Raw genomic sequence first — 24,542 nt, 5'->3', positions numbered from 1 at the left:
TGGAGTGGCGGGTTGCTCAGTTTCGTGGGGATTTTCATCACGGTGGCGGCACTGCTCGGCGGATTTGCCGCCATGGGCGGGCATTTGGCCGTGCTCATGCAGCCGTGGGAATTCGTGATCATCATCGGCACCGCGGTCGGCACCTTCCTCGTGGCCAACCCGTGGAAGACGGTCGTGGACTCCGGGGTTGCCTGCATGCAGGCCATCACCGGCGCGGTGCCGGGTGAGCGCTATTATCTCGATCTGCTCGGAGCGCTTCATGCCCTGATGCGCGAACTGCGCGGGAAGGGCCGCAACGAGGTCGAGGCGCATATCGACGATCCCTCGTCCTCGGAGATTTTCAAGGCGTTTCCGAGCGTGCTCGGGGACCCGGCGCTGCTCCAGTTCATCTGCGATTATGTCCGCCTCATCATCATGGGCAATGCGCGCACGCACGAGATCGAAGCGCTCATGGATGAGGAGATCCACACCATCGTGAAGAGCAAGCTGACGCCCTATCATGCGCTGGTGACGGTGTCAGAGGCGCTGCCGGCACTCGGTATCGTCGCCGCCGTGCTCGGCGTCATCAAGGCCATGGGCGCGCTCGATCAGTCGCCGAAGCTGCTCGGCGGCTTCATCGGCGCCGCGCTGGTCGGCACCTTCGCCGGCATCTTCCTGTCCTACGGCATCATTTCGCCCTTCGCGTTGAAGATCAAGATGACGCGCGAGAAGAAGTGCCGGCCCTACATTATCGTCAAGCAGACGCTGCTGGCGTTCATGAACGGCGCCATGCCGCAGATCGCCGTCGAGCACGGCCGCAAGATGATCGCGAGCGGTGAGCGGCCGTCGATCGACGTCGTCGAGAACGAGACGATCGCAGGTCCCAAGGCCGTCGTGACCGAGGCTGAACCCAAGGCTGCACGCGCATGACGATGGAAGACGTCGAGATCGATCAGCGGAAGCAGCTGCCGAACTACCTGCTGGACGCGGCCGGCATCTCGATCGAACGCATGCCGATGCTCAATGTGATCTTCGATCGCATGGCGGCATCGTGCACGGACAGCCTGCAGCCGATGGCGGGTACACCCTGCTACTTCTCGGTCAACGGCATCACCAGCGATCCTCTCGGCGACATCATCAAGGACTACGAGGGCAACGCGGTCGCCGCCGTGCTCTATGCGGAACAGTGGGACTCCCGCGTCATTATCGTGCTCGACCGCGACTTCGTTTTCACCATGGTGGAGGCGATGTTCGGCTCCGACGGCGCCGAGCCGCCGCTCGACGTCGAGCGTTCGTTCTCGAACATCGAGATCCGCCTGGTCCAGGCGCTGTTCGAACGGTTCGCCAAAGCGCTACAGGCCGCCTTCGCTGGCACGTCCAACGTCACCTTCCGCGTCGAGCGGGTCGAGACCGCCATGGCGTCGCTGGCGATCGGGCGCAGCAGCAACATGTCGATCTGCGCGAACATCATGGTGCAGGCACTCTATCGCGGCGGCCAGATGTTCTTGATCATTCCGCACTCCGCGCTCAATCCGCTGCGGCAGAAGCTCGCTCACGTCGTCGTCAGCGACGGTCGCGCGGCCGATCCGCGCTGGCGCGAGCAGATGGAGAGCGAGGTTCACCGCACCGAGGTGACGCTGAGCGCAGTGCTCGACGAGAAGATGATAATCCTCGACGACGTCGTGAAGTTCAAGGTCGGACAGGTGCTCGAGCTCGAAGCCACGCCGCGCACGCTGGCGCGGCTCGAGAGCAACAACCAGGTGCTGTTCTGGTGCCAGATCGGCCAGCTTGATGGCTACTACGCCATGCAGGTGGCAGATCCCGTCGATCAGAAGCGGGAGTTCGTCGATGATATCCTATCTCGTTGATGCCGTGCTGCTGATTGCGCTGGCCTTCACCAGCATGCGGGTGACCCGGATGCACCGCGAACTGGCACGGCTGCGCAGCTACCAGGGTGAGTTCTCGACCATCGTCCACGAGACCGCGGGCGCCTTCGATACGGTGATCACCGCGGCGCATGATTCCACGGCAAATCTCGGCCGGCTGGCCAACGTGCTGAGCACGAAGATCGACCAGGCCCACGACGCGATCGCGGCGCTCGATGCGCGGATCGGGCTCGAGCCCGCGGCGACCGCGAGCGGCGCTGAGGCCAACAAGCATTGAGGCCGGGACCGGCTGAACGGATAGATCGGAACGTCGCGGCGCTCCGGGAGCGGAAATACCAAGAGGCGATACCAAATGGCGCAATCCTTCGACTACGAGTCAGCAACCGCATCCGATGATGCCGAGACGTCTCCGCTGGAGCGGCTCGCGGAGATCGCCGCGCGCACCGCGGAGGAGACCGGCAAGTTCGCCAATGTCGACGCCATCCTGCGCATTCCCGTCACCATGCAGGTGGTGCTGGGATCGGCGACCATCCCGGTGGCGAACCTGATGAAGCTCGGCCGCGGTGCCGTGGTTCCGCTGGATCACCGCGTCGGCGAGCCCGTCGACGTCGTAGTCAACGGCCGCGTCGTTGCCCGCGGCGAGGTGGTCGTCGTCGAGGAGGACAATTCGCGCTTCGGTGTCTCGCTGACCGAGATCGTCGGACCTCTGGGGCAGGGTGATTCCTGACCATGGCGGCACAGGTCGGCATCGCTCCCATCAAGCAGCGAGGCGTTGCCACGCTGGGTGGAACGGAAAAGGTCGCGGCGCTCCTGCTGGCCATGGGCCGGCAGGCGGCCGCGAGCGTGCTTGCGCAGTTCGAGCCGCAGGACATCCGCATCGTCACCAAGGCCGCGGCTGAGCTGCGGCCGATCACGGCGCAGGAACTCGAGCAGATCGTCGAGGAGTTCGCCCAGCAGTTCTCGATGGGCGCGAACATTCTCGGCACCCTCGGCGGCCTCGAAGCGGTGCTCGGCGACGTGCTTCCCGCCGACCAGGTCTCAGCGATCATGTCGGACCTGCTCGGCAATTCGAGCCGGTCGGTGTGGGACCGCGTCTCGTCGGTCTCGGAAAACTCGCTGGCGACCTACCTCTCCAAGGAGCATCCGCAGACCGCGGCGTTGATCCTGTCCAAGGTCAAGCCGTCCTGCGCGGCCAAGGTGATGAGCCAATTGCCGTCGAGCCTGCGCAACGAGCTGATGCGGCGCGTGCTCAGCCTCAAGCCGATCGTCGACGACGCGCTGAAGGTCCTCGAGAAGACGCTGCACGAAGATCTGACGCTCAATTTCGCCCGCAACCTCGGCGCCGACACCTACGCCCGCGTCGCCGACATCATCAACAAGATGGAGCGCGGCCATATCGAGGACATGCTCAAGAGCTTGTCCGAGAAGCGACCGAAATCCGCCGAAGTGTTGAAGGAGCTGCTGTTCACCTTCGACGACGTCATCAACCTGGCACCGAAGGCGCGCACCATGATCTTCGACCAGGTGCCGACCGATCGTATCGTCGTCGCGCTGAAGGGCACCGACAAGCACTTCCGCGAGCTGATCCTGTCCGCGGTCGCCTCGCGCGTCCGCCGCGTCGTCGAGCACGAACTCGCGATCGGCGAGCCGTCGAACCAGCGCGACGTGCTGGAGGCGCGCCGCGTCATTACCGACCTCGCCCTCGACCTCGCCGAGAAGGGCGAAATCGAGCTCAATCCCGACCAGGAGGATGAGCTGGTCTTCCGCTGACCGCTGAGCAGGCATGGCAGAGTCATCCGATCAGGAGAGCAAAACAGAAGAGCCGACCGAGAAGAAAGTCCGCGATGCGCTCGAGCAGGGCAATATTCCGGTCTCTCGGGAGGCATCCATGCTCGCGACCATGGCGGCGCTGATGGTGATCCAGGCGTTCCTGATCGGCCAGGGCGTGCAGCGACTGACGCCGACCTTGAAGAGCTTTATCGACGAACCCGACGGCTTCCCGCTCAGCACCTCGGCGGACGCACAGAATCTTCTCACCGTGGTGGGTCTCGAGGCACTGCGATTCCTGGTGCCGCTGGTCGTGATCATTGCGGTGTTCGGGCTTGCCGCGTCGCTGCTGCAAAACGCGCCGCGGCTGGCGCTGCAGCGCATCCTGCCCGACGTCTCCCGAATCTCGCCGACCAGCGGTTGGAGCCGCATTTTCGGAGCGCAGGGCCTCGTCGAGTTCGCCAAGTCGATGTTCAAGCTCGCCTCGGTGAGCATCGTCGTCTGCTTCGTGCTGCGATCGTCGGAGGCGAGAGCGTTCGAGGCGATGTACACCGATCCTGTCGCGTTGCCGGAGATGATCCTCACCATCGCGATGCGGATCGTGTCGGCGATCTGCATTGCGACGATCGTTCTGGTCGCGATCGATCTCGCCTGGGCGCGCTTCCGCTGGCGGCGTGAGCTGCGCATGACCAAGCAGGAGATCAAGGACGAGCACAAGCAGTCCGAGGGCGATCCGCTGATCAAGGCGCGCCTGCGTTCGCTCGCGCGCGACCGCTCGCGCCAGCGCATGATCGCCTCGGTGCCGCGCGCGACGCTGGTGATCGCGAACCCGACGCACTTTGCGATCGCATTGCGCTACAACCGCGACGAAAACCCGGCGCCGCTGGTGGTCGCGAAGGGCATGGACGTGATCGCGCTGAAGATCCGCGAGGCCGCCGAGCAGAACAAGATCCCGGTGATCGAGAACAAGGCTCTCGCGCGCGCGCTCTACGAGGCGGTGCAGGTTGATCAGGTCATCCCTGCCGAATTTTTCCGCCCGGTTGCCGAGATCATCTACTTCTTGCAGTCGAAGCAAACGCCGCGACCCGAGAAGGTTCAGTAGATTTACGAGGATGGTGCGTCGCCCAACAGCTTGACGAAAGCTTAACGCCCTAGGGTTCTCTCCAATGAATCATAATGGGGCCGTCGTGGGACCGCTTTATCTCTTCGAACTCGCATCGTCGCAGGCACGCTGGCTCGAGCTTCGTCAGTCGACCATCGCCACCAACGTCGCCAACGCCAATACGCCGGGTTTCAAGGCGCGCGACGTCGAGCCGTTCAACAAGGTGCTCGACGGAATGCCGGTCAGGCTTGCGACGACGTCGCCCACGCATATGCAGCTTTCCCCGGCCGAGACCGATACGCGGGCAACCGCGAAGAAGGATAGCTGGGATGTCGTCCACTCCGGCAACTCGGTCAGCCTTGAACAGGAAATGATCAAGGGCAGTGACGTCAATCGCGACTATTCGATGAACTCTGCGATCGTGCGTTCGTTCAATCGCATGATCCTGACCAGCGCGAAGACCTGAGGCGAACCGACATGCTTGACGCTCTATCGGCTTCATTGACGGTCGCGAGCTCCGGGCTCGAAGCGCAGTCGACCCGCATGCGCGTCGTCTCGGAAAACCTCGCGAATGCGAGCTCGACCGGGCGCACCGCCGGCGCAGACCCATATCAGCGCAAGACCATCACTTTCGATGCCGCGATGGATCGTGCCTCGGGCTCGCAGCTGGCGAAGGTCAAGGAGATCGGGGTCGACACCACGCCCTATCGTGTCGAGTACGATCCAGGACATCCCGCGGCCGACAAGGCCGGCTACGTCAAGATGCCCAACGTCAACATGATGATCGAGATGGCGGATATGCGGGAAGTCAACCGGTCCTATGAAGCCAATCTCCAGGTGGTGAAGCAGGTGAGATCGATGCTCGGCATGACCATCGATCTTTTGAGGAGCTGAAAATGCTAGAAGCGATTTCATCCACTGCGATCACCGCAGGGCAGGCGGCGGCGTCCCGCATCACCGAAACGCAGACCATTGCGCCCAGCGCGACGTCCCCGGTTCAGGCCGGCGACGACGTTGGCTTCGATTCGGTGATGAAGCAGGTGACCACGGACGCGATCGGTACGCTGAAGGCCGGCGAGAGCGCGTCGATCTCGGCGATGCAGGGCAAGGAATCGACGCGGAAAGTCGTCGAAGCGCTGATGTCGGCCGAGCAGGCCTTGCAGACCGCGGTCGCCGTCCGCGACAAGGTCGTGCAAGCCTACCAAGAAGTCGTTCGTATGTCGATTTGATCTGAAGGAATGACGCTGTGAAATCGCTTGCCATCGCGGCCACGGGCATGAATGCCCAGCAGACCAATATCGAAGTCATCGCGAACAACATCGCCAACATCAACACGACGTCGTTCAAGCGTGCACGTGCGGAATTCACCGATCTGTTCTACCAGATGGACCGCATGCAGGGTGTTGCGAACGTCAACGGCGCCTCGCCGATCCCGGAAGGCGCCAATCTCGGCCTCGGCGTCAAGTCGGCCGCGATCCGCAAGCTGCACATCCAGGGCGCGCTGACGCAGACCGGCAACCCTTATGACCTCGCGATCAACGGTCGCGGCTGGTTTCAGGTGCTCGGCCCGAACAACGAGGTGCAGTACACCCGCGCGGGCTCGTTCAACACCAACGCCACCGGCCAGCTGGTGACGATGGACGGATACCTGCTGGATCCCAACATCACGGTGCCGCAGGGAACGGTGCAGGTCACCGTCAACCAGACCGGGCAGGTGTTCGCCAAGCTGGACACGGTAGTGAACCCGCAGCAGATCGGCCAGCTCAACCTTGCCAATTTCGCCAACGAAGCGGGCCTCGAGCCGCTGGGCAGCAATCTCTATCGCGAGACCACGGCGTCGGGCGCCCCGGTCGTTGGTCTCCCCGGCGATGCCGGCTACGGCAAGATCAACCAGCAATATCTCGAAGCCTCGAACGTCGATCCCGTCAAGGAAATCACCGAGTTGATCTCGGCGCAGCGCGCTTACGAGATGAATGCCAAGGTCATCCAGGCGTCGGATGAGATGGCGCAGACGGTATCGAAGAATCTCAGTCGCTAGTTCCGGTGTGTCCATGTTGAACAGGGTGGGCCTGATCGCGCGCGGGTTGGCCGCCGCGCTGCTGGTTCTCGTCTCCGCGCGGCTCGCCGCCGCAGACGAGAAGCGGCTTCCGGTGCCGGCTGTAGCGATCCGCGCCGGAGAGCTGATCAGGGACGACATGATCACCGAGCGCACCTTTGCGCCGAACGTGCTCGGTGTCGCCATGTTCATCGAAGGGCGTCAGGTCCTCGTCGGCCGCATGGCGCGGCGGGCGTTGCTGCCGGGCCAGCCGATTCCCACCAATTCGGTCGAGGATCCCTGGACCATCGCCCGTGGCGCCATGGTCAAGGTCGTGGTCGAAGACTCCGGTCTGTCGATCGTGACCTACGGTGCGGCTATGCAATCCGGTGCACCGGGCTCGCTCATTACCGTGCGGAACACCGACACGGGCGTGATGATCAGGGCCATCGTTCAGCCGGACGGCACCGTCAGGGTTGCGGACGGGTCATGACCAGATTCCTGATCGCGCTTCTCCTTATCGTTTCCGCCGCCAGCGCCCAGGCCGCCGTCCGCATCAAGGACATCGCGGACATCAAGGGTCTGCGCGAAAACCAGATCGTCGGCTATGGCCTCGTCATCGGCCTCAACGGCACCGGCGACACCCTGCGCAACGCGCCATTCACGGAACAGTCGCTGCAGTCGATGCTCGAAAACATGGGCATCAACGTCCGGAACGAGACGACCAGCACGAACAACTCGGCGCGGCCGACGACGCTACGCACGCGCAACGTCGCCGCCGTGATGGTGACCGCGGATCTGATGCCGTCGATCGGCCCAGGCGAACGGATGGACGTAACGGTGTCGTCGCTGGGGGATGCGACGTCGCTGCTCGGCGGCACGCTGGTGATGACGTCGCTGCGCGCGGCCGACGGTGCGGTCTACGCGGTGGCGCAAGGTGCGGTCATGGTCGCCGGTTACAGCGTCGGAGGCCAGGCCCAGAACGTCAGCCAGGGCACGCCGACGTCGGGCCGTATTCCGAACGGCGCGCTGGTCGAGCGGGAGGTGCAGGGTAGCCTTCACGAGATGGAATACCTGGTGCTGGAGCTGAAGAACCCCGACTTCGTCACCGCGACGCGAATCCTCGACGCCGTCAATCGCTATGCCGGCGGCCGCTATCGCGCCCAGATCGCCTTCGAGCGCGACTACCGGACCATCGTGCTGTCCAAGCCACGCTACGTCGGCCCGGTCCGCTTTCTCGCCGAGATCGGTGAGCTCACCGTCGAGCCCGACACGCCGGCGCGGGTGGTGATCAACGAGCGCACCGGCACGGTGGTGATCGGACGCGACGTGCGAATCTCCACCGTCGCCGTCACCCATGGCAATTTGACGGTCCGTGTCACCGAGATGCCCGTGGTGTCGCAGCCGGCGCCGTTCTCGCAAGGCCAGACGGTCGTGGTGCCACAGACCATCGTCGAGGCCAACGAGGCCGGATCGCAGGTGGCGATCCTGAGCGGTGTCGACCTCCAGCGCCTCGTGCGCGGGCTGAACCAGATCGGACTGAAGCCGTCCGGCATCATCGCGATCCTCCAGGCGATCAAGACGGCCGGTGCGCTGCAGGCCGAAGTCATCGTGCAATGATGCATAAGCGTCGTGCAAGCTTGGTCGCTCAATGCTCTGGTCTCGACCGAGAATCGCACGCGACCCGATGCTGAAGCTGGATCACATAGCGCAACTTCTTCTCCTGGCCGCGATGTTGGCGCTCGCGGGCGCGTCGCCCGCGCTGGCGCTGGACGAGCCGAAGTCGTCGAAGCCGCTCAATCTGCTCTCCTTCGCACGCGCTCGCGCGCCCGGGCCGCAGAAGCCGCACGCGCCGGCCCCGAGCGATAATTCACGGGCAACAGCCTGGGCGGCCGAAGATTCGGGTCCCGCAATCACGGGGGCGGTTCCGACGGAGGCTCCTCCGCCGGCGCCGGCCCCCGCACCCGTGCCCCGTCCGGCGAAGTCCGGCAGTGTCACGGCGCCGCCGAAGCCGGCGCCGGCTCAAGCTGCCGCGCCTGGGGACAATGAAGTTGCGCTGTTCTGCAGCAACGTGGCCGATCCCGCCGTCGACGCCAGGCTCGCCTGGCAGCTGAAAGAGCTGGAGAAGGCCGAGAGCCTGCTGCGGGAGCGGATCGCCGAAGTCGAGGCCAAGCGCGCAGAATACGAGAAGTGGATGGCGCTGCGCGACGACTTCCTGAAGAAGGCGGAAGCGAGCGTCGTCGAGATCTATTCGCGCATGAAGCCGGACGCCGCCGCCACCCAGATCGCCGGCATGGCGGACGAGACGGCCGCCGCGGTGCTCGCAAAGCTCAGCCCGAGGAGCTCGAGCGCAATTTTCAACGAGATGGAGACCGGGCGCGCAGCACATCTCGCCGACCTGCTCGGTGGAATGCGTCGCGTGGATGACGGGAAGACCAAGTAAATGAAGACGCTGATCCTCATCCTGTCGCTCGTGCTTCTCGCCGGATGCTCCCATGATCCGGCGGAACTCCTGACCGGCCCGAAACTGTCGCCCGTCGGCAGCGGTCTGAGGGCGCCGGCCGATCCGATCCCGGTGACGCCCCGCATGCGCACGCCCGTCAGCTATCGCTCGACCTGGGATGACGGCACCGATCTCTACCGCGATCCCCGTGCCCGGCGCATTGGCGATGTCGTGACGGTGATCATCTCGATGCAGGACAAGGCCAAGCTCGACAACAAGACCGACCGTTCGCGCGATTCGCAGATCCAGTTCGGGCTGAACTGGCTGATGGACGTCGCTGGATGGCAGGACAAGGGCCAGACCAACGCCAACCTCAACACCAATACCCAGATCAAGGGCAACGGCCAGATCGACCGCTCCGAGGACATCAAGCTTTCCATTGCGGCCGTCGTCACCGACGTGTTGCCGAACGGAAATATGATGATCAGCGGGTCGCAGGAGTTCGGTATCAACACGGAGATGCGCGTGCTCAACGTCGGCGGCATCGTGCGTCCACGCGATATTTCGCGAACCAACACGATCTCCTACGAGAAGATCGCCGAGGCGCGCGTGTCCTATGGCGGTCGCGGAAATCTGTCTGACGTGCAGCAACCTGGATGGGGGCACCGGATCTATGACGCCGTCGCACCGTTCTGAGGCTCGCGCGTCGTGGGAGCAGGGGGCGTCATGCGCCTGATTGCAGCCATCCTCGTGCTGACCCTGGTCGCGATCGGCGCGGGCGCGCTGGCGGGCTTGCACCTGTTCGCCGCAGCCGAACGCGTCGCCGACGCCAAGAAGGGTGCCACCCCGCCGCCGATCGCGTCGAGCTACGCCGGCAGCGCGCGGCTCAGGAAGCTGTCTCCGATCGTGACCAACCTCGCGGCGCCGGCCAACAACTGGGCCCGGGTCGAAGCCTCCATGGTGACCGACAGCATGAGCGACGAGGATGCCGGCATCCTGGCCGCTCATATCAGCGAAGACATCGTCACTTATTTGCGGTCCGCGTCGGTCACGCAGTTCGAAGGCACGCGCGGGCTCCAGCATCTGCGTGACGACCTGTCCGAACGCGCCAGCATCCGCTCGTCCGGCAAAGTCCGCGAATTGATCATTGAGACGTTGGTGATCCAGTGAAATTGAGAGTCTTGCCGCTTGCGTTGCTGCTGGTCGTGCTGCCCGAGGTAGCGTTCGCCCAGATCCCGGACCTCAATTCGCTGCTGCCGCCCGGCAACGGCTCGACCAGCGGCCGGATCATCCAGCTCATGGCGCTGCTGACGGTGCTGTCCGTCGCACCGGGGCTGCTCATCATGGTGACGAGCTTCACGCGCTTCGCCGTCGCGCTCTCGTTCCTGCGCGCCGGCCTCGGCCTTCAGACGACGCCTCCGAATCTCGTGCTGATCAGCCTCGCCATGTTCATGACCTTCTACGTCATGGCGCCGACCTTCGATCGCGCCTGGGAAACCGGCGTGCAGCCGCTGATGAAGAACGAGATCTCGGAGGAGGAGGCCTATCTGAAGATCAGCGATCCGTTCCGTGAATTCATGCTGGCCCATGTCCGCGACAAGGACCTGCAGACGTTCGAGTCGCTCGCCGCGGAAAGCTTTCGCAGGAAGTTCGACGACAAGCGCATCGACATGCGCGTCATCATCCCGGCCTTCATGATCTCCGAGCTCCGGCGTTCGTTCGAGATCGGCTTCCTCATCATTCTGCCATTCCTCGTCATCGACATGATCGTGGCGACGCTGACGATGTCGATGGGCATGATGATGATGCCGCCGTCGATCCTCGCGCTGCCGTTCAAGGTGCTGTTCTTCGTGCTGATCGACGGCTGGAACCTGCTCGCCTCCGGACTGGTGCGGTCGTTCTCGTAACAGCGGCCTCGACCTAACGGTTGGTTAAGGTTAGCGAAGAGTAACATTAATCATATGATTTTGCTGAAGAATTCAGGCCCGTCTTAATTCGGAAGCAAGATTCGGCGTGCTAGCTATGCGGCACGGCGGGTTGGACCCCACCCACAGTCCAAAGGCATGATGCCGCCCCTCCGTACCGGTGAAAGCCCGGTATGTCCCCTCGTGAAAATGTAACGCGTACATCAAAGGGACATTCGCAATGTCAAGCCTGCTTACGAACTCGACCGCTATGACCGCCCTCCAGACCCTGCGGTCTGTGAGCTCCCAACTCGCCACCACGCAGACCCGCATCTCCACCGGCCAGCGCGTCTCGACTGCTTCGGACAACGCTGCCTACTGGTCGATCGCGACCTCGATGCGCGCCGACAACGCCGCGCTCTCCGCCGTCTCCGACTCGCTCGGTCTGTCGGCCGCGACCGTCGACACCGAATATACCGCTCTGACCTCGGTTGTCGGCGACAGCACCGGCGGCCTGACCAAGCTGCAGTCGTTGCTGGTCGAAGCCAAGACGGCGGGTATCGACCGCACCAAGATCCAGGCGGACGTCACCCAGATCCAGCAACAGATGAAGAGCACCGCGGATGCGGCGACCTTCAACGGCGTCAACTGGCTGAGCACGACGACGGCCACGCCGGCGACGGTTGATCTGGTGTCGTCGTACTCCCGCGTCGGCAGCACGCCGACCACCGGCTCCATCCAGCTGACCACTGCCAACTATGCGCTCTACAGCTCGTCCACCAACGGCATCCTGGACACGGTGAGCAGCGGCGTGTCGGTCAACACGATCGACATCTCCACGCTGACTGACGCGGCAACCGACCAGGCCACGCTCGATACCTACATCTCGCAGGTCACTGCTGCGATCAACTCGGTGGCTTCGGCCGCCGCCAACCTCGGCGCCGTCAAGAACCGTATCTCGACCAATACGGACTTCGTGAAGTCGCTGATGGACTCGGTGTCTCGCGGTATCGGCCAGCTCGTCGACGCCGACATGAACCAGGAGTCCACCCGTCTGTCGGCTCTCCAGGTCCAGCAGCAGCTCGGTGTTCAGGCGCTCTCGATCGCCAACAGCAGCAGCCAGAGCATCCTCTCGCTGTTCCGCTAAGCCTGAAAAACCATCTGGGGGAGGGCCGCGCTTCTCGCGAAGCGCGGCCCTTTCGTTTGACGTGACGTCCCGCTCACGCCGCGATTTCGGCTGCGCTGTTGCGGCCGGGACACAGACCCACAAGCCCCGCACAAGCTTCGCGCGCTACGGTCACCGCTACGACGGGTTGGGCCTAACCGCTTTTCCGCAGCCCAAAGGCATGACGCCGCCCTGTCGTACCGGTGCAAGTCCGGTATGTCCCCAAATCAACTCAATCTTCAAAGGGACATCAAAATGGGTTCTAGCCTTCTCACCAACTCCGCAGCAATGACCGCGCTGCAGACCCTCCGCAACGTCAGCTCCAGCCTCCAGACCACCGAGAACCGGATCTCCACCGGTCAGCGGGTGGCCACGGCTTCGGACAACGCCGCCTATTGGTCGATCGCGACCTCGATGCGCGCCGACAACGCCGCGCTCTCCGCGGTCTCCGACTCGCTCGGTCTGTCGGCTGCGACCGTCGACACCGAGTATACCGCTCTGACCGCGGTTGTCGGCGACAGCACCGGCGGCCTGACCAAGCTCCAGGCGCTGCTGGTCGAAGCCAAGACCGCCGGCATCGACCGCACCAAGATCCAGGCTGACATCACCCAGATCCAGCAGCAGATGAAGGGCACCGCCAATGCGGCAACCTTCAACGGCGTGAACTGGCTGAGCGTGACGACGGCAACGCCAGCGACCTTCGACCTCGTGTCGTCGTTCTCCCGCGTTGGTGGCACGCCGACCATCGGCTCGATCACCCTGACGATCTCCAACTACTCGCTCTACAGCACGTCCACCACCGGCATCCTGGACACGGTGAGCGGCGGCGCGTCGGTCGACACGATCGACATCACCTCGCTGACCGACGCGGCGACCGACCAGGCCACGCTCAGCACCTACATCACGCAGGTGACTGCTGCGATCAACTCGGTGGCTTCGGCCGCCGCCGACCTCGGTGCCGTCAAGAACCGCATTGCGACCAACACGGACTTCGTCAAGACCTTGATGGACTCGGTGAATCGTGGTGTCGGTCAGCTTGTCGACGCCGACATGAACGCGGAATCCACCCGCCTTCAGGCGCTCCAGACCCAGCAGCAACTCGGCGTTCAGGCGCTCTCGATCGCCAACCAGAACAGCCAGAGCATCCTCTCGCTGTTCCGCTAAGCCTGAAAACCATCTAAGGGGGCCGCGCTTCGTGAGAAGCGCGGCCCTTTTCATTTTGGCGTGCGCTGTTCGGGTGTCAGAGGCGCGATTTCGTGTCTCGAATTGCGGTCCGGTCACAGAGCCACAAGCCTCGCGCAAACTTCGCGTGCTATCGCCGCCATTACGACAGGTTGAGCGCGCTTTTTCGCAGCTCAAAGGCATGATGCCGCCCTCTCGTACCGGTGCAAGCCCGGTATGTCCCAAAAATTTCAAATCGTTTTCAAGGGGACGTCAAAAATGAGTTCTAGCCTGCTCACCAACTCCGCAGCAATGACCGCGCTGCAGACGCTGCGCAACGTCAGCTCCAGCCTCCAGACTACCGAAAACCGGATCTCCACCGGTCAGCGCGTGGCCACGGCTTCGGACAACGCCGCCTATTGGTCGATCGCGACCTCGATGCGCGCCGACAACGCCGCGCTCTCCGCCGTCTCCGACTCGCTCGGTCTGTCGGCCGCGACCGTCGACACCGAGTATACCGCTCTGACCGCGGTTGTCGGTGACAGCACCGGCGGCCTGACCAAGCTCCAGGCGCTGCTGGTCGAAGCCAAGACCGCCGGCATCGACCGCACCAAGATCCAGGCTGACATCACCCAGATCCAGCAGCAGATGAAGGGTACCGCCGATGCGGCGACCTTCAACGGCGTGAACTGGCTGAGCGTGACGACGGCAACGCCAGCGACCTTCGACCTCGTGTCGTCGTTCTCTCGCGTTGGTGGCACGCCGACGATCGGCTCGATCACCCTGACGATCTCCAACTACTCGCTCTATAGCACGTCCACCACCGGCATCCTGGACACGGTGAGCGGCGGTGCGTCGGTCAACACGATCGACATCACCTCGCTGACTGACGCGGCGACTGACCAGGCCACGCTCAGCACCTACATCACGCAGGTGACTGCTGCGCTCAACTCGGTGGCTTCGGCCGCTGCCGACCTTGGCGCCGTCAAGAACCGCATCGCGACCAACACGGACTTCGTCAAGACCTTGATGGACTCGGTGACGCGCGGTGTCGGTCAGCTCGTCGACGCCGACATGAACGCGGAATCCACCCGCCTGCAGGCGCTCCAGACCCAGCAGCAGCTCGGCGTTCAGGCGCTCTCGATCGCCAACCAGAACAGCCAGAGCATCCTCTCGCTGTTCAAGTAAGCACTAGCTTCCAAGACGACCGTGCTCCCTCGGGAGCACGGTCCCCGCCGTGACCGGCGGAAGTGACGGCACATGATGTGCCCGTAGTCGACCTCCCGACGCCAGACCTGATGCAACACGCTGCAGCCGATCGCGCGGTAACGCGTTCGATCGTCGGCCCGTTGCCGTCGACCTGCCTGCGTCGCTCAAACTTCTTGTAAAATTGCAACGCCTCGCCTGCGAAGCGACACATTCGCGTTTGCGCGCAACCTTCAGACAAGGTTGACAGCGGAGTGTCCTTACCAATCGCATGGTACGAGGTCATATGCTCAGTCGCGCGCAGCTACAGCAGCTGCTCAACAATCTGCTGGAACTTGGGCCGCGACGTCTGATGGCCTTGGGACTGATCGGCTTCGCCGTCCTCGTCACCGTGGTCGGGGGTGCTTATTACTTGAGCCGGCCGGAATTCGAATCCCTCTATACCGGCCTGTCCCGCGAAGACGTGACGCGTATCGGCGCCGCCCTGCGCGAGCAGAACATTACCTTCGATATCAGCGCAGCCGGCGATGCCGTCTCGGTGCGGCCGAGTCAGACCGCGCAGGCGCGAATGCTGCTGGCCGAGAAGGGGCTGCCGACCAGCGCCAATGCCGGTTACGAGCTGTTCGACAAGATCGGATCGCTCGGACTGACCTCCTTCATGCAGGAAGTCACGAAGCTTCGCGCGCTCGAGGGTGAGATTGCGCGCACCGTTCAGCTGATGAAGGGCGTCAAGGCGGCGCGGGTGCACATCGTGATGCCGGTGCGCGGCTCGTTCCGCGCGACGCAGCAGCCGCCGTCCGCATCGGTCGTGCTGCGCACCGACGGCGCGATCGAGGCGCGCACGGCGCAATCGATCCGCCACCTCGTCGCGGCTGCCATTCCCGGCATGACGCGCGACAAGGTCACCGTGCTCGACGCCGACGGCTCGATGCTGCTGGCCGAAGAGGACGAGGCCAGCGCCGCGCCGACCAAGATGGCGAGCCTCCAGAAGACCGTCGGCGGAATGGTGCAGGAAAACATCCGCAAGGCGCTGACGCCCTATCTCGGCCTGGACAATTTCGAGGTCAGCGTCGCGCCGCAGCTCTCCACCGACAAGCGCCAGGTCAACGAGACGGTCTACGATCCCGAGACCCGCGCCGAGCGTTCGGTCCGCAACGTCCGCGAAAACGAAAAGTCGTCGAACGCCGACCGATCGACGCCGACGACGGTCCAGCAGAACCTTCCGGATCAGCAGGTCAACGCCGGCGGCACCAAGAACTCCAGCGAGGACAAGACGCGCCGCGAGGACGTTACCAATTTCGAGGTCTCGTCCAAGACCACGACGACGGTCAGCGACGGTTACTTGGTCAAGAAACTCTTCATCGCGGTCCTGGTCAATCGCGCGCGGCTCGTCGCCGACCTCGGCGACAAGACCAATCAGGCCATCGTCGACAGCAAGCTCGCCGAAATCAGCCAGCTCGCAGCGACCGCCGGCGGACTGGACAAGGCGCGCGGCGACCAGATCCAGGTGACTGCGGTCGACTTCGTGGAGGGCTCGCGCGAGCTCGCGCCGGTACCGCCGATCAGCTTCGTCGAGATGATGAACAAGCAGCTCGGCAGCGTCATCAATGCGGTGACGATCCTGGCCGTCGCTTCGATGCTGGTCTGGTTCGGGCTTCGGCCCGCGGTCAACGGCATCCTGGCCCATCGCGCCGCGCAGGAGCAGACCGAGGCTGCCGAGGCCGCCGAGCTCGAGGCTGCTACGGCCCTTGCATTGGCCGATAGCCAGGATCCCGAGCTCAACCTCGTCGAGGACCTCGAAGGCAAGATGCAGCGTACGCCGCAGAAGCGGCTGGAGCAGATCGTCCGCCTCGATCAGATGCAGGCGGCAGCAATCCTTAAAGACTGGATGCGACGCGAGGAGCCGGCATGAACGCGGCAATCGGAAAGCTCCTGACCCAATTCGACGCGAACGGCCGGGCCAAGTCGCCGCCGCCGCCTCCGCCGCCCAAGATCCAGGACGTCCTGACGAGAAAGGAGATTCGGCGCGAGCCTCAATCGCAGCCTCAAGCGCAACGCCAGGCGCAGGCCCAGCCGCAACTTCAGCCGCCTCCGGCGCCCACGCCCGAAGCCGCGCCGGTCAATCTGCTCGAAGATGCCTATCGACGCGGCCATACCGCAGGCCTAGCGGAAGGCGAATCCAAGCTCGCCGAAGAGCGCGTCCGCAGCGCGATCCGGCTCGGCGAGGAGCGGGCCAAATGGTCCGACCAGCAGGCGGTCGCGATCGTCAACGGATTCGACTCTGCCTGCCGCGAGATCGAGAGCAACATTGCAAGCTCGGTCGCCCGGATATTGCTGCCGTTCCTCGCCGATGCGGTCCGCGACAAGGCGATCGGATCCCTGGTCGAGCAGATCTCGGCGCTGACGTCGAAATCCCCGGTGCCGGCGTTCCGCGTCACCGGCCCCAGCGAGCTCATCGACCTCGTCAGGGCGCAACTCAATCTGGCCGGCCGCTCTGGCGTCGAATATCAGTCCGCCGACACCGTCGAGGTTCGTGTCCTCGCCGATCAGACCACGATCGAGACGCAGATCTCGACGTGGATGGATCGGCTGAAAGAGGCGCGCCGGTAGTTTCACCATGGAGGAGGTCAAGCACGAGCTCGTCATTATCCGTCGGCGGAGCGCTTTCGAAGACGAGAAGCCGCACGGTGGCGTTTGGAAGATTGCCTACGCGGACTTCATGACCGCGATGATGGCGTTCTTCCTGGTGATGTGGCTGCTCAATGCGCTCAACCAGGACCAGAAACAGGTGGTTGCGAGCTACTTCAATCCGATCAAGCTCGCGGAGAACGCGCCCGCGCCGAAGGGCCTGAAGGACCTCACCAAGAAGGAGCCGACGACGTTCGAGGGACAGGATGGCAAGCGCCAGCCGTCCGGGCCGAACGAGGAGCGCCGCGGCGACTCGCCGACGGCCGAGAAGCCGCCCTTCTACGAAGAGAAGGTCCTGTTCCGCGATCCCTACGCAACGCTTGCCGAAATCGCGGCGAGCTCGAACCAGGCCTCGGGCCAGCGGCGTGCCGGTGCGCTGACGTCGGCCGAAGAGGATGGCCTCAAGGGCGGCGACGCCTATCGCGACCCGTTCGATCCCGGCTATTGGAAGCTCGCGCCCGAGGCTTCGAAGGAAGCTGACAGGATCATGGACGGCGAGCCGAAGCCGAATGCTTCCGCGCGCGACAATCCGGCCGGCACAAATCAGGGCGAGCCGCGTCGCGGCAGGACCGATGATGCCGGCGGCAGCTTGGCCCCCGACGCGCAAGCGTCGTCCACGAGCCAGTCGCCATTGCTGCCGCCGGGACCGGCGCCATCATCGTCTGCGCGCGACGGCACCGTTCAACCGAATGCGCAGGCCAACCTCCAGGCCAACGTCGGGCCGCAGGCCCGTCCCACCGATGCTCCGAAGGAATCCGAGCCACGTGACGCGGCCCAGACCCAGCAGCCGACCGTCAAGCAGCTTCAGTCTGCGATCGCCGATGCCCTGTCGGATATCAAGGCCGGCGCCGGGCCGGTGGCCGAGGTCCGTCAGGTCGAGGACGGTCTGCTGGTCAGCCTGACCGACGATGCGACCTTCGGCATGTTCGCGGTCGGCTCGGCCGAGCCGAGGCCGGAACTCGTGCGCGTCATCGACAAGATCGGCCCGCTGATCGCCAAGCGCCGCGGCATGATCATCGTCCGCGGTCATACCGACAATCGGCCCTACAAGTCGGATAACTATGACAATTGGCGGCTGTCCACGGCGCGCGCGCAGATGGCCTACTACATGCTGGTTCGCTCCGGCGTCGATGCGCAGCGGATCGAGCATGTCGAAGGCTATGCCGACCGCCGGCCAAAGCTTCAGAACGATCCGGCCGCCGCGCAAAACCGTCGTATCGAAATCCTGATCCGGGAGAAGCGCCCTTGACCAGGCCGCTGCTCCGCGCCGTGATGCTGATGGTGCTGTCGCTTGTGGCGACGCGCGCATCTGCCGAACCGACAGCGCCGTCCGGAGAGCCGTTTGAGCTCGTCCGCGCGCTGCAGGCGGTGCAGGACGGCATCGCCAATGGCGACACCGCGGCGCATGCCAGCCACATCGCGCTGATCCGGCAGATCGGCGAAAAATTTCTCGCTGCCGACGCGAGCGTGTGGAGCAATCCGCAGAACGGCCAGGCGGTCGTGATCTATCTGCTCAGCGGCGGCGCCCCGCAGATCGTCCGCAAGCTGCCGCGCGACAAGATCAATGTGGATTCGCGGCTGTTCGACGGCGCGCTCGCTTACGTCGAAGGCCGGCAGGACGAGGCGAGGGACCTGCTCAAGGACGTCAAGCCGCGCACGATCCCGTCCGGCATGGGCGGGCAGGTGGCGCTGGTCCAGGGCGCGCTGTTCGCACGTTCCGAGGCCTCGCTGGCGATCGAGCGTCTCGATGACGCGCGCCTTCTGCTGCCCGGCACGCTGGTCGAAGAGGCGGCGTTGCGGCGCGAGATCCTGCTGGTCGGGCAGGCGGAGGATTTCGACAAGTTCGAGTTCCTGACGCTGGCCTATATCCGCCACTACCGCAACTCGGTCTACGCCGGCGATTTCTGGCAGCGCTTTTCCACGGGCCTGACGCAATCTGGTCTCGCGCTGGATGATCGCCGCTTTGCGCGGGTCGCGGCGCTGCTGGAGCAGGTCGACCGCGCCAGCCGCCTCAAGCTCTATCTGGTGATCGCGCGCGGCGCGCTGGTTCGCGGCAAGCTCACCGTGACCCGGCTCGCAGGCGAGCGGGCGCTGACGCTCAGCGCCGATGCCACGCCCGATCGCGAGCGCGCCCATTTCTACCGCGGCGCATCCCGCGCGCTCACTGACGAATATGACGGCGGCTTTGCCGAGCTGAAGGCGCTCGACCGGACGAAGCTGGTGGAGCGCGACGTCCTTCTTCTCAATGCAACCCTCCAGCTCGCGCTCGACGTCCGTAAGCCGATTGCAGGTCCGACCGCTGTCATCTCGGCGGACAAGCCGCCGCCCACGCCGGCGCGGATCGATCTGGCGTCGTCGAACGCAATGCTCGCGCGTGCCCAGACGCAGCTCGGCGAACTGGAGCTTCTCACCAAGGATCGCCGTCCATGACCAAGCTTAGCGGAACTTCCGGACAGCTTTTCGCAGGCCTCGCCGAAACTCTTACGCGCGGGGTGTCCCGCTCGGCGAAGGGCACGGCGACGACGGGTGCGAAAACCGCGGACGATTCATCGTTTCACGATCTGCTCCACACGGTCTCGAACATGGCCAAGCGGGCGCTGAACGATCAGGGCGGTGACACGACTGCAAAAACTGCTTCGGTACGCCCGCGCCTGGCCCAGCTGACCGAGCCCGACACGTCGAAGGACGAGCCGGTGCACGAGCGCACCGAGGAGCCTAAATCGTCGACCAAGAAAGAGCCGGTCGATCAAACGGCGAAGGCGGACGTCCCGGCCAGATTGAGCGCTCCGACGGTCGTGGGGCAGGAACTCGCAGCAGCTCAGGCCGTGACGATGCAGACGCCGCAGCCGTCGAGCGACAAGAACGACACCTCGACCCGCGACGAACGAACCTCGACTGCGAAGCGCGAAGTTCAGAGCGTGACCGACGCGAAGGTGGCGACGGAAAATGTCGCGCGGTCCTCCGCAACCTCATCGACCGTCGCGCCGTCGACTGCCGCGCGTTCCACGGCCGATGCTTCCGGGCCGCGCGCGCAGCCGGCCGCTGCGACGCTGCAGGCGTTTCCGGAGGAAAGCGACGTTCAACCGAAAGCGATGCCGGGCGCCACATCCGGGTTCGAAGCCGTCACGGCGAATGTCGAGCGCGCCGCCAAGTCCGCGAGCCGCGACGCCTTGCCGGAAACGACCAAGGTCACGGTGGTTCAGCAGGAGACCCATCTGCCTCCCGTTGCGCAGTTCAGCGCGAGCCAGCAGGTCGCGAACGCGGTGGTGTCGGATCTGAAGAGCTCGGCCGCGCCGGCCGCATCCGCCGGTGCCGATCTCGTGGGCGCCCAGGGCAATGCACCGGATCAGCCGGTCAAGATCCTCACCGTCAATCTCGAGCCGCCGGATCTCGGCAATGTCACCGTGCGCCTTCGTCTCGTCGGCACCGAGGTGTCGGTTCAGCTTGCCGCGCAACGCAAGGACACCAGCACGATGCTGGATCAGCAGCGCGACCAAATCCGTGACCTGATGCAGTCGGCGGGCTACGTGGCCGACGTCGCGCCCGTACAGCACGGCTCGCTCGACGGATTCCAGGCCGGATCCGGCCAGTCGCAGTCGCAACTCGCGAGCCAGCAACAGCAATCATCCCAGTCGCAAGGCGCGTTCAGCGGCGCGGGCACGTCGTCCGGTCAATCGGACGGCGGAGCCAAGCAAGCCCGGCAGGATCAGCAGCCCAACCAGGAGGCACGCCATGACCAGGACGTGGCGCCGCACACTCGTCGCGGCCCTGTTTATCTGTAGCGCCGCCGAGGCGGCGGCGACCGACACTGCGCGCCCCTGCGAGCGCGAGATGGCGCGCGCATCGCAGCAGCACGGGATTCCGCTCGGCATTCTCTATGCCGTCGGCCTCACCGAGACCGGCCGGCGTGGCGCACTCTATCCCTACGCGCTCGGTGCGGAAGGGCAGACCGTGTTCGCCAGGGACATGAATGATGCGATGGCGAATTTCGAAGCGATGCGAGCCAAGGGCATCAAGCTGATCGATCTCGGCTGCATGCAGATCAACCATTATTTTCACGGCGACAAGTTCACGTCGGTGCGGGCGATGTTCGATCCGGCCAGGAACGTCGACTACGCCGCGCGCTTCCTCAAGGAGCTGAAGCAACGCGAGGGAAGCTGGACCATGGCGGTCGCCCGCTACAATGCCGGCCCCAACAATCAACCGGCGCAGAAACGCTACGTTTGCCACATCGTCGCGCATCTCGTCTCCAGCGGCTTCGGCGCGTGGACCGACAAGGCGCGCTCATTCTGCCAACCCAAGACAACGTGAATCAACGACGTGAAATGACGATGCATCGCATGAAGTTGTGCATCGTCTCCAATCATCAGCCCCGCGCAAGCAAGATCCCCCATTGTAACGACAATCTGTCAAAGGAGCCCAATCTATGAGCCTGTATGGTGTTATGCGCACCGGCGTTTCCGGTATGAACGCGCAGTCCAACAAGCTGTCGACGGTCTCGGACAACATCGCGAACGTCAATACGGTCGGCTACAAGCGGGCTTCGACGGAATTCTCCTCGCTGATCCTGAAGAGCGGCTCCGGTAATTACGATTCCGGCGCGGTCGAGACCACGGTCCGCTACGCCATCACCGATCCCGGCAACCTCCAGTTCACGACTTCGACGACGGACCTCGCGGTCCAGGGCAACGGCTTCTTCGTCGTGCAGGACACCAACGGAAACAACTTCCTCACCCGCGCCGGCTCGTTCGTGCCCGACAGCACGGGCAACCTCGTCAACACAGCCGGCTTCCAGCTGATGGGCTACAACATCCAGAATGGTGCTGCGCCCAACGTCGCCGCCAACGGCTTCGGCGGCTTGCAGGTCGTCAACGTCAATCAGATGGCGCTGCAGGCCTCGCCGTCGACGCTGGCGACCGTGGCTGCCAATCTGGATCCGAGCGCGGCGGTTGTCGGCACACCGGCCGCTGCCGCTGGCCCGGGCAATTACACGTCGAAGACGTCGATGGTGACCTACGACAATATCGGAAATCCCGTGACGCTCAGTGTCTACGCGGCCAAGACCAGCGCGAATACGTGGGACGTCGAGGTCTACGATCCGTCCGGAGCCGCGCTGACGAGCGGTCCCTCTGCCGCGACCACGTTCAAGTTCGACGTGAGCTCGACCGGAAAAGGCAAGCTTGACCTGGTGGGTCCGCCGCCGAGCGCGACGTCGCTCACGGTCGCAATCCCAGGCGGCTCGGGCACTTTCAAGATCGACATGTCGGCCATGACCCAGGTCGCATCGAGCTTCGACTTCAAGGCGACCGTCGACGGCAACGCGCCGTCCGCCGTGGACAAGGTCAATATCGACAGTAAGGGCGTGGTCACCGCGGTGCTCAAGAACGGCACCGAATTGCCGAGCTTCCAGATCGCGCTCGCCACCGTGCCGAGCCCGGACCATCTGACGCCCGAGGTCGGCAACGTCTATTCGCCGAACCTGGACTCCGGAAACGTACAGGTCGGCCTGGCCGGCCAGGGCGGTCTCGGAACCATCCAGTCCGGCGCGCTCGAAGACTCCAACGTCGATCTTGCCAGCGAGCTGACCGACATGATCTCGGCGCAGCGCGGTTTCACCGCGAACTCCAAGTCGTTCCAGACCGGCGCTGATCTGCTCGACGTCGTCGTCAACCTGAAGCGCTGAATTCTTCAGCGCCTTTCCCGGGCAAGAGAACGTTCAAGAGCACGCCATGTCCATTACGTCAGCCCTCGACTCCGCCCGCAATTCGCTCATGGCGTCGGGCATCCAGTCGTCGACCGTCTCGCGCAACATCGCCGGCGCCAGTTCGACCGGCTATTCGCGCAAGATCACGGTGCTGGACAATCTTCCCGGTGCCGGCGTCTACGTGGCGGCGATCCAGCGCGCCGCCTCCTCCGGCCTGTACAGCAACGTCCTGACCGCGACCTCCGCGGCCGCCACGCAGAGCGCGATCTATGACGGTCTCCAGAAGATCGCTTCTGCCACGGTGGACGACCCGCAGCTCGACCAGTCGCCGACGGCGCAGCTCAATGCGCTGAAGCAGGCGCTTCAGCAATATGCCAACGCCCCGGACAATACCACGCTGGCCCAGGCCGCCGTGACGTCCGCCAAGGACATGGCGACCGCGCTCAACCAGGCAACCCAGACCGTACAGTCGGTCCGCGAGGGCGCGGATGCCGACATGAACATTTCGGTCCAGAACATCAACCAGCTGCTCTCCCAGTTCCAGACCGTCAATACGGCGGTCGTGAAAGGGACGATCGCCGGCGACGACGTGACCGATTATCTCGACCAGCGCGACAGCATCGTCTCGAAGCTGTCCCAGGAGGTCGGCGTCACGATGTCGATCCGCACCAATGGCGATGCTGCGCTCTACACCGACAGCGGCGTGGTGCTGTTCGACAAGACGGCGCGGGCGGTGAGCTTCGCGCCGACCACCTCCTATTCGGCGAACATCACGGGAAACGCGGTCTTTATCGACGGCGTGCCCGTGACCGGCGCCAATTCGGTGATGCCGATCAAATCCGGCAAGCTCGCCGGTCTCGCCCAATTGCGCGACAACGACACGGTCACCTATCAGAGCCAGCTCGACGAAGTCGCCCGCGGCCTGATCAATACTTTCAAGGAAAGCGATCAATCGGGCGCGGCTCTGCCCGACGTCCCCGGTCTCTTCACCTATCCAGGCTCGCCGGCGATGCCCGCGAGCGCCACCGTCTCGGTGGGCCTCGCCGGCACGATCTCGGTTGCTGCATCGGTCGATCCGGCCCAGGGCGGCAACCCGAATCTGCTGCGCGACGGCGCGATCAGCGGCAACGTCGCCTACCAATACAACACCGCCGGCAGTGGTGGCTATTCGACCCGGCTTCAGCAGCTCATCACCAATATGGATGCGTCGCAGCCGTTCGATGCGACCACGCAAGGCAAGCCGAACGGCAGCCTGATCGACTACGCGTCGTCGTCGACGAGCTGGATCGAAAACCAGCGCAAGACCGCCAACGACAACTCCCAGTACCAGAGCACGCTGCTCGACCGCAGCACGACGGCGCTGTCAAACGTCAACGGCGTCAACATGGACGACGAGATGTCGTTGATGCTTCAGGTCGAGCGCACCTATTCGGCGTCGTCTAAGATCATTTCGACCGTCGACCAAATGTTGCAAGCCTTGCTAGCCGCCGTGGGGACTTAGT

The 24,542-nt window shown here is 64.2% G+C and carries 27 protein-coding genes; all 27 read left to right on the top strand.

The annotated features are described in order from the left end of the window. The first annotated feature begins 12 nt into the window (after positions 1-12). The 27 genes from motA to flgK all read left to right on the top strand — a co-directional run bounded on the left by motA (position 13) and on the right by flgK (position 24,541). Entirely contained in the window at positions 13-909 is an 897-nt protein-coding gene (motA, locus tag FXB40_RS15085; RefSeq protein ID WP_187436891.1) for a flagellar motor stator protein MotA, read from the top strand. After that, positions 906-1,847, top strand: coding sequence for a flagellar motor switch protein FliM (locus tag FXB40_RS15080; protein WP_148772968.1), 942 nt, complete (start codon positions 906-908; stop codon positions 1,845-1,847). The genes motA and FXB40_RS15080 overlap by 4 nt, the downstream gene beginning before the upstream one ends. Next, a complete protein-coding gene (locus FXB40_RS15075) occupies positions 1,828-2,142 on the top strand; it encodes a hypothetical protein (RefSeq protein ID WP_148772967.1) in 315 nt (104 codons plus the stop codon). The genes FXB40_RS15080 and FXB40_RS15075 overlap by 20 nt, the downstream gene beginning before the upstream one ends. A 75-nt stretch (positions 2,143-2,217) precedes the next feature. Next, a complete protein-coding gene (fliN, locus tag FXB40_RS15070) occupies positions 2,218-2,592 on the top strand; it encodes a flagellar motor switch protein FliN (RefSeq protein ID WP_027535981.1) in 375 nt (124 codons plus the stop codon). 2 nt (positions 2,593-2,594) lie between these two features. After that, a complete protein-coding gene (locus FXB40_RS15065; protein ID WP_148772966.1) occupies positions 2,595-3,635 on the top strand; it encodes a flagellar motor switch protein FliG in 1,041 nt (346 codons plus the stop codon). A 13-nt stretch (positions 3,636-3,648) separates the two neighbouring features. Next, positions 3,649-4,734, top strand: coding sequence for a flagellar biosynthesis protein FlhB (flhB, locus tag FXB40_RS15060; protein ID WP_148772965.1), 1,086 nt, complete (start codon positions 3,649-3,651; stop codon positions 4,732-4,734). Between the two features lie 64 nt (positions 4,735-4,798). After that, complete coding sequence (flgB, locus tag FXB40_RS15055; protein WP_035973106.1) at positions 4,799-5,200, top strand: flagellar basal body rod protein FlgB; 402 nt, start codon at positions 4,799-4,801, stop codon at positions 5,198-5,200. Positions 5,201-5,211: 11 nt separating this feature from the next. Beyond that, positions 5,212-5,628 carry a flagellar basal body rod protein FlgC gene (gene flgC, locus FXB40_RS15050; RefSeq protein WP_148772964.1) on the top strand — a complete coding sequence of 139 codons (417 nt, stop codon included), beginning with the start codon at positions 5,212-5,214 and terminating at the stop codon, positions 5,626-5,628. A 2-nt stretch (positions 5,629-5,630) separates the two neighbouring features. Further along, on the top strand, positions 5,631-5,963 hold the full coding sequence (gene fliE, locus FXB40_RS15045) for a flagellar hook-basal body complex protein FliE (protein WP_148772963.1): 333 nt from the start codon (positions 5,631-5,633) through the stop codon (positions 5,961-5,963). Between the two features lie 17 nt (positions 5,964-5,980). Beyond that, positions 5,981-6,772, top strand: coding sequence for a flagellar basal-body rod protein FlgG (gene flgG / locus FXB40_RS15040; RefSeq protein WP_148772962.1), 792 nt, complete (start codon positions 5,981-5,983; stop codon positions 6,770-6,772). A 13-nt stretch (positions 6,773-6,785) separates the two neighbouring features. Then, on the top strand, positions 6,786-7,262 hold the full coding sequence (flgA, locus tag FXB40_RS15035; RefSeq protein ID WP_187436890.1) for a flagellar basal body P-ring formation chaperone FlgA: 477 nt from the start codon (positions 6,786-6,788) through the stop codon (positions 7,260-7,262). Next, a complete protein-coding gene (gene flgI / locus FXB40_RS15030) occupies positions 7,259-8,389 on the top strand; it encodes a flagellar basal body P-ring protein FlgI (protein ID WP_148772960.1) in 1,131 nt (376 codons plus the stop codon). Before flgA ends, flgI begins: the two co-directional genes overlap by 4 nt. A 67-nt stretch (positions 8,390-8,456) precedes the next feature. Continuing rightward, positions 8,457-9,212, top strand: coding sequence for a MotE family protein (locus FXB40_RS15025; RefSeq protein WP_187436889.1), 756 nt, complete (start codon positions 8,457-8,459; stop codon positions 9,210-9,212). Continuing rightward, a complete protein-coding gene (gene flgH / locus FXB40_RS15020) occupies positions 9,213-9,908 on the top strand; it encodes a flagellar basal body L-ring protein FlgH (protein WP_148772958.1) in 696 nt (231 codons plus the stop codon). A gap of 30 nt (positions 9,909-9,938) precedes the next feature. After that, positions 9,939-10,382, top strand: a complete 444-nt coding sequence (locus FXB40_RS15015) for a flagellar basal body-associated FliL family protein (protein ID WP_148772957.1) — start codon at positions 9,939-9,941, stop codon at positions 10,380-10,382. Beyond that, on the top strand, positions 10,379-11,119 hold the full coding sequence (gene fliP / locus FXB40_RS15010) for a flagellar type III secretion system pore protein FliP (protein WP_148772956.1): 741 nt from the start codon (positions 10,379-10,381) through the stop codon (positions 11,117-11,119). The genes FXB40_RS15015 and fliP overlap by 4 nt, the downstream gene beginning before the upstream one ends. Positions 11,120-11,357: 238 nt before the next feature. Then, positions 11,358-12,263, top strand: coding sequence for a flagellin N-terminal helical domain-containing protein (locus tag FXB40_RS15005; protein ID WP_148772955.1), 906 nt, complete (start codon positions 11,358-11,360; stop codon positions 12,261-12,263). 273 nt (positions 12,264-12,536) lie between these two features. Further along, complete coding sequence (locus FXB40_RS15000; protein WP_148772954.1) at positions 12,537-13,445, top strand: flagellin N-terminal helical domain-containing protein; 909 nt, start codon at positions 12,537-12,539, stop codon at positions 13,443-13,445. Positions 13,446-13,721: 276 nt separating this feature from the next. After that, positions 13,722-14,630 carry a flagellin N-terminal helical domain-containing protein gene (locus FXB40_RS14995; protein ID WP_148772953.1) on the top strand — a complete coding sequence of 303 codons (909 nt, stop codon included), beginning with the start codon at positions 13,722-13,724 and terminating at the stop codon, positions 14,628-14,630. A 304-nt stretch (positions 14,631-14,934) separates the two neighbouring features. Next, positions 14,935-16,560 carry a flagellar basal-body MS-ring/collar protein FliF gene (gene fliF / locus FXB40_RS14990; RefSeq protein ID WP_148772952.1) on the top strand — a complete coding sequence of 542 codons (1,626 nt, stop codon included), beginning with the start codon at positions 14,935-14,937 and terminating at the stop codon, positions 16,558-16,560. Beyond that, the gene (locus tag FXB40_RS14985) at positions 16,557-17,258 is read left to right on the top strand and encodes a hypothetical protein (protein WP_148772951.1); all 702 of its coding nucleotides are present in this window, start codon (positions 16,557-16,559) and stop codon (positions 17,256-17,258) included. Before fliF ends, FXB40_RS14985 begins: the two co-directional genes overlap by 4 nt. Before the next feature lie 7 nt (positions 17,259-17,265). Beyond that, the gene (locus FXB40_RS14980; RefSeq protein ID WP_148772950.1) at positions 17,266-18,585 is read left to right on the top strand and encodes a MotB family protein; all 1,320 of its coding nucleotides are present in this window, start codon (positions 17,266-17,268) and stop codon (positions 18,583-18,585) included. Further along, a complete protein-coding gene (locus tag FXB40_RS14975) occupies positions 18,582-19,766 on the top strand; it encodes a chemotaxis protein (protein WP_148772949.1) in 1,185 nt (394 codons plus the stop codon). Before FXB40_RS14980 ends, FXB40_RS14975 begins: the two co-directional genes overlap by 4 nt. Continuing rightward, positions 19,763-21,118 carry a flagellar hook-length control protein FliK gene (gene fliK, locus FXB40_RS14970; RefSeq protein ID WP_148772948.1) on the top strand — a complete coding sequence of 452 codons (1,356 nt, stop codon included), beginning with the start codon at positions 19,763-19,765 and terminating at the stop codon, positions 21,116-21,118. Before FXB40_RS14975 ends, fliK begins: the two co-directional genes overlap by 4 nt. After that, positions 21,069-21,647 (top strand): transglycosylase SLT domain-containing protein, encoded by a 579-nt coding sequence (locus FXB40_RS14965; protein ID WP_148772947.1) that lies wholly within the window; start codon positions 21,069-21,071, stop codon positions 21,645-21,647. The genes fliK and FXB40_RS14965 overlap by 50 nt, the downstream gene beginning before the upstream one ends. Before the next feature lie 115 nt (positions 21,648-21,762). After that, positions 21,763-23,019 carry a flagellar hook protein FlgE gene (locus FXB40_RS14960; protein ID WP_148772946.1) on the top strand — a complete coding sequence of 419 codons (1,257 nt, stop codon included), beginning with the start codon at positions 21,763-21,765 and terminating at the stop codon, positions 23,017-23,019. 46 nt (positions 23,020-23,065) lie between these two features. Beyond that, positions 23,066-24,541: a flagellar hook-associated protein FlgK gene (gene flgK / locus FXB40_RS14955; RefSeq protein WP_148772945.1), complete on the top strand. Its 1,476-nt coding sequence runs from the start codon at positions 23,066-23,068 to the stop codon at positions 24,539-24,541. Position 24,542: the final 1 nt, after the last annotated feature.

The sequence above is a fragment of the Bradyrhizobium rifense genome, assembly GCF_008123425.1.
Lineage (GTDB): Bacteria > Pseudomonadota > Alphaproteobacteria > Rhizobiales > Xanthobacteraceae > Bradyrhizobium > Bradyrhizobium rifense.
The sequence above is the reverse complement of the archived record's forward strand: the minus strand, read 5'-3'. Positions and strand labels throughout refer to the sequence as shown.

What these genes read in the sequence shown, in the direction of transcription:
- FXB40_RS15080 (WP_148772968.1), top strand. Translation starts at nt 906, where the DNA reads ATGACGATGGAAGACGTCGAGATCGATCAGCGGAAGCAGCTGCCGAAC.
- FXB40_RS15015 (WP_148772957.1), top strand. Translation starts at nt 9,939, where the DNA reads ATGCGCCTGATTGCAGCCATCCTCGTGCTGACCCTGGTCGCGATCGGC.
- fliE (WP_148772963.1), top strand. Translation starts at nt 5,631, where the DNA reads ATGCTAGAAGCGATTTCATCCACTGCGATCACCGCAGGGCAGGCGGCG.
- FXB40_RS15065 (WP_148772966.1), top strand. Translation starts at nt 2,595, where the DNA reads ATGGCGGCACAGGTCGGCATCGCTCCCATCAAGCAGCGAGGCGTTGCC.
- FXB40_RS14980 (WP_148772950.1), top strand. Translation starts at nt 17,266, where the DNA reads ATGGAGGAGGTCAAGCACGAGCTCGTCATTATCCGTCGGCGGAGCGCT.
- flgC (WP_148772964.1), top strand. Translation starts at nt 5,212, where the DNA reads ATGCTTGACGCTCTATCGGCTTCATTGACGGTCGCGAGCTCCGGGCTC.
- flgK (WP_148772945.1), top strand. Translation starts at nt 23,066, where the DNA reads ATGTCCATTACGTCAGCCCTCGACTCCGCCCGCAATTCGCTCATGGCG.
- flgB (WP_035973106.1), top strand. Translation starts at nt 4,799, where the DNA reads ATGAATCATAATGGGGCCGTCGTGGGACCGCTTTATCTCTTCGAACTC.
- FXB40_RS14985 (WP_148772951.1), top strand. Translation starts at nt 16,557, where the DNA reads ATGAACGCGGCAATCGGAAAGCTCCTGACCCAATTCGACGCGAACGGC.
- FXB40_RS14960 (WP_148772946.1), top strand. Translation starts at nt 21,763, where the DNA reads ATGAGCCTGTATGGTGTTATGCGCACCGGCGTTTCCGGTATGAACGCG.
- FXB40_RS15025 (WP_187436889.1), top strand. Translation starts at nt 8,457, where the DNA reads ATGCTGAAGCTGGATCACATAGCGCAACTTCTTCTCCTGGCCGCGATG.
- fliF (WP_148772952.1), top strand. Translation starts at nt 14,935, where the DNA reads ATGCTCAGTCGCGCGCAGCTACAGCAGCTGCTCAACAATCTGCTGGAA.
- FXB40_RS15005 (WP_148772955.1), top strand. Translation starts at nt 11,358, where the DNA reads ATGTCAAGCCTGCTTACGAACTCGACCGCTATGACCGCCCTCCAGACC.
- FXB40_RS15075 (WP_148772967.1), top strand. Translation starts at nt 1,828, where the DNA reads ATGATATCCTATCTCGTTGATGCCGTGCTGCTGATTGCGCTGGCCTTC.
- flhB (WP_148772965.1), top strand. Translation starts at nt 3,649, where the DNA reads ATGGCAGAGTCATCCGATCAGGAGAGCAAAACAGAAGAGCCGACCGAG.
- flgH (WP_148772958.1), top strand. Translation starts at nt 9,213, where the DNA reads ATGAAGACGCTGATCCTCATCCTGTCGCTCGTGCTTCTCGCCGGATGC.
- FXB40_RS14965 (WP_148772947.1), top strand. Translation starts at nt 21,069, where the DNA reads ATGACCAGGACGTGGCGCCGCACACTCGTCGCGGCCCTGTTTATCTGT.
- flgI (WP_148772960.1), top strand. Translation starts at nt 7,259, where the DNA reads ATGACCAGATTCCTGATCGCGCTTCTCCTTATCGTTTCCGCCGCCAGC.
- fliN (WP_027535981.1), top strand. Translation starts at nt 2,218, where the DNA reads ATGGCGCAATCCTTCGACTACGAGTCAGCAACCGCATCCGATGATGCC.
- FXB40_RS15000 (WP_148772954.1), top strand. Translation starts at nt 12,537, where the DNA reads ATGGGTTCTAGCCTTCTCACCAACTCCGCAGCAATGACCGCGCTGCAG.
- FXB40_RS14995 (WP_148772953.1), top strand. Translation starts at nt 13,722, where the DNA reads ATGAGTTCTAGCCTGCTCACCAACTCCGCAGCAATGACCGCGCTGCAG.
- flgA (WP_187436890.1), top strand. Translation starts at nt 6,786, where the DNA reads ATGTTGAACAGGGTGGGCCTGATCGCGCGCGGGTTGGCCGCCGCGCTG.
- fliK (WP_148772948.1), top strand. Translation starts at nt 19,763, where the DNA reads ATGACCAAGCTTAGCGGAACTTCCGGACAGCTTTTCGCAGGCCTCGCC.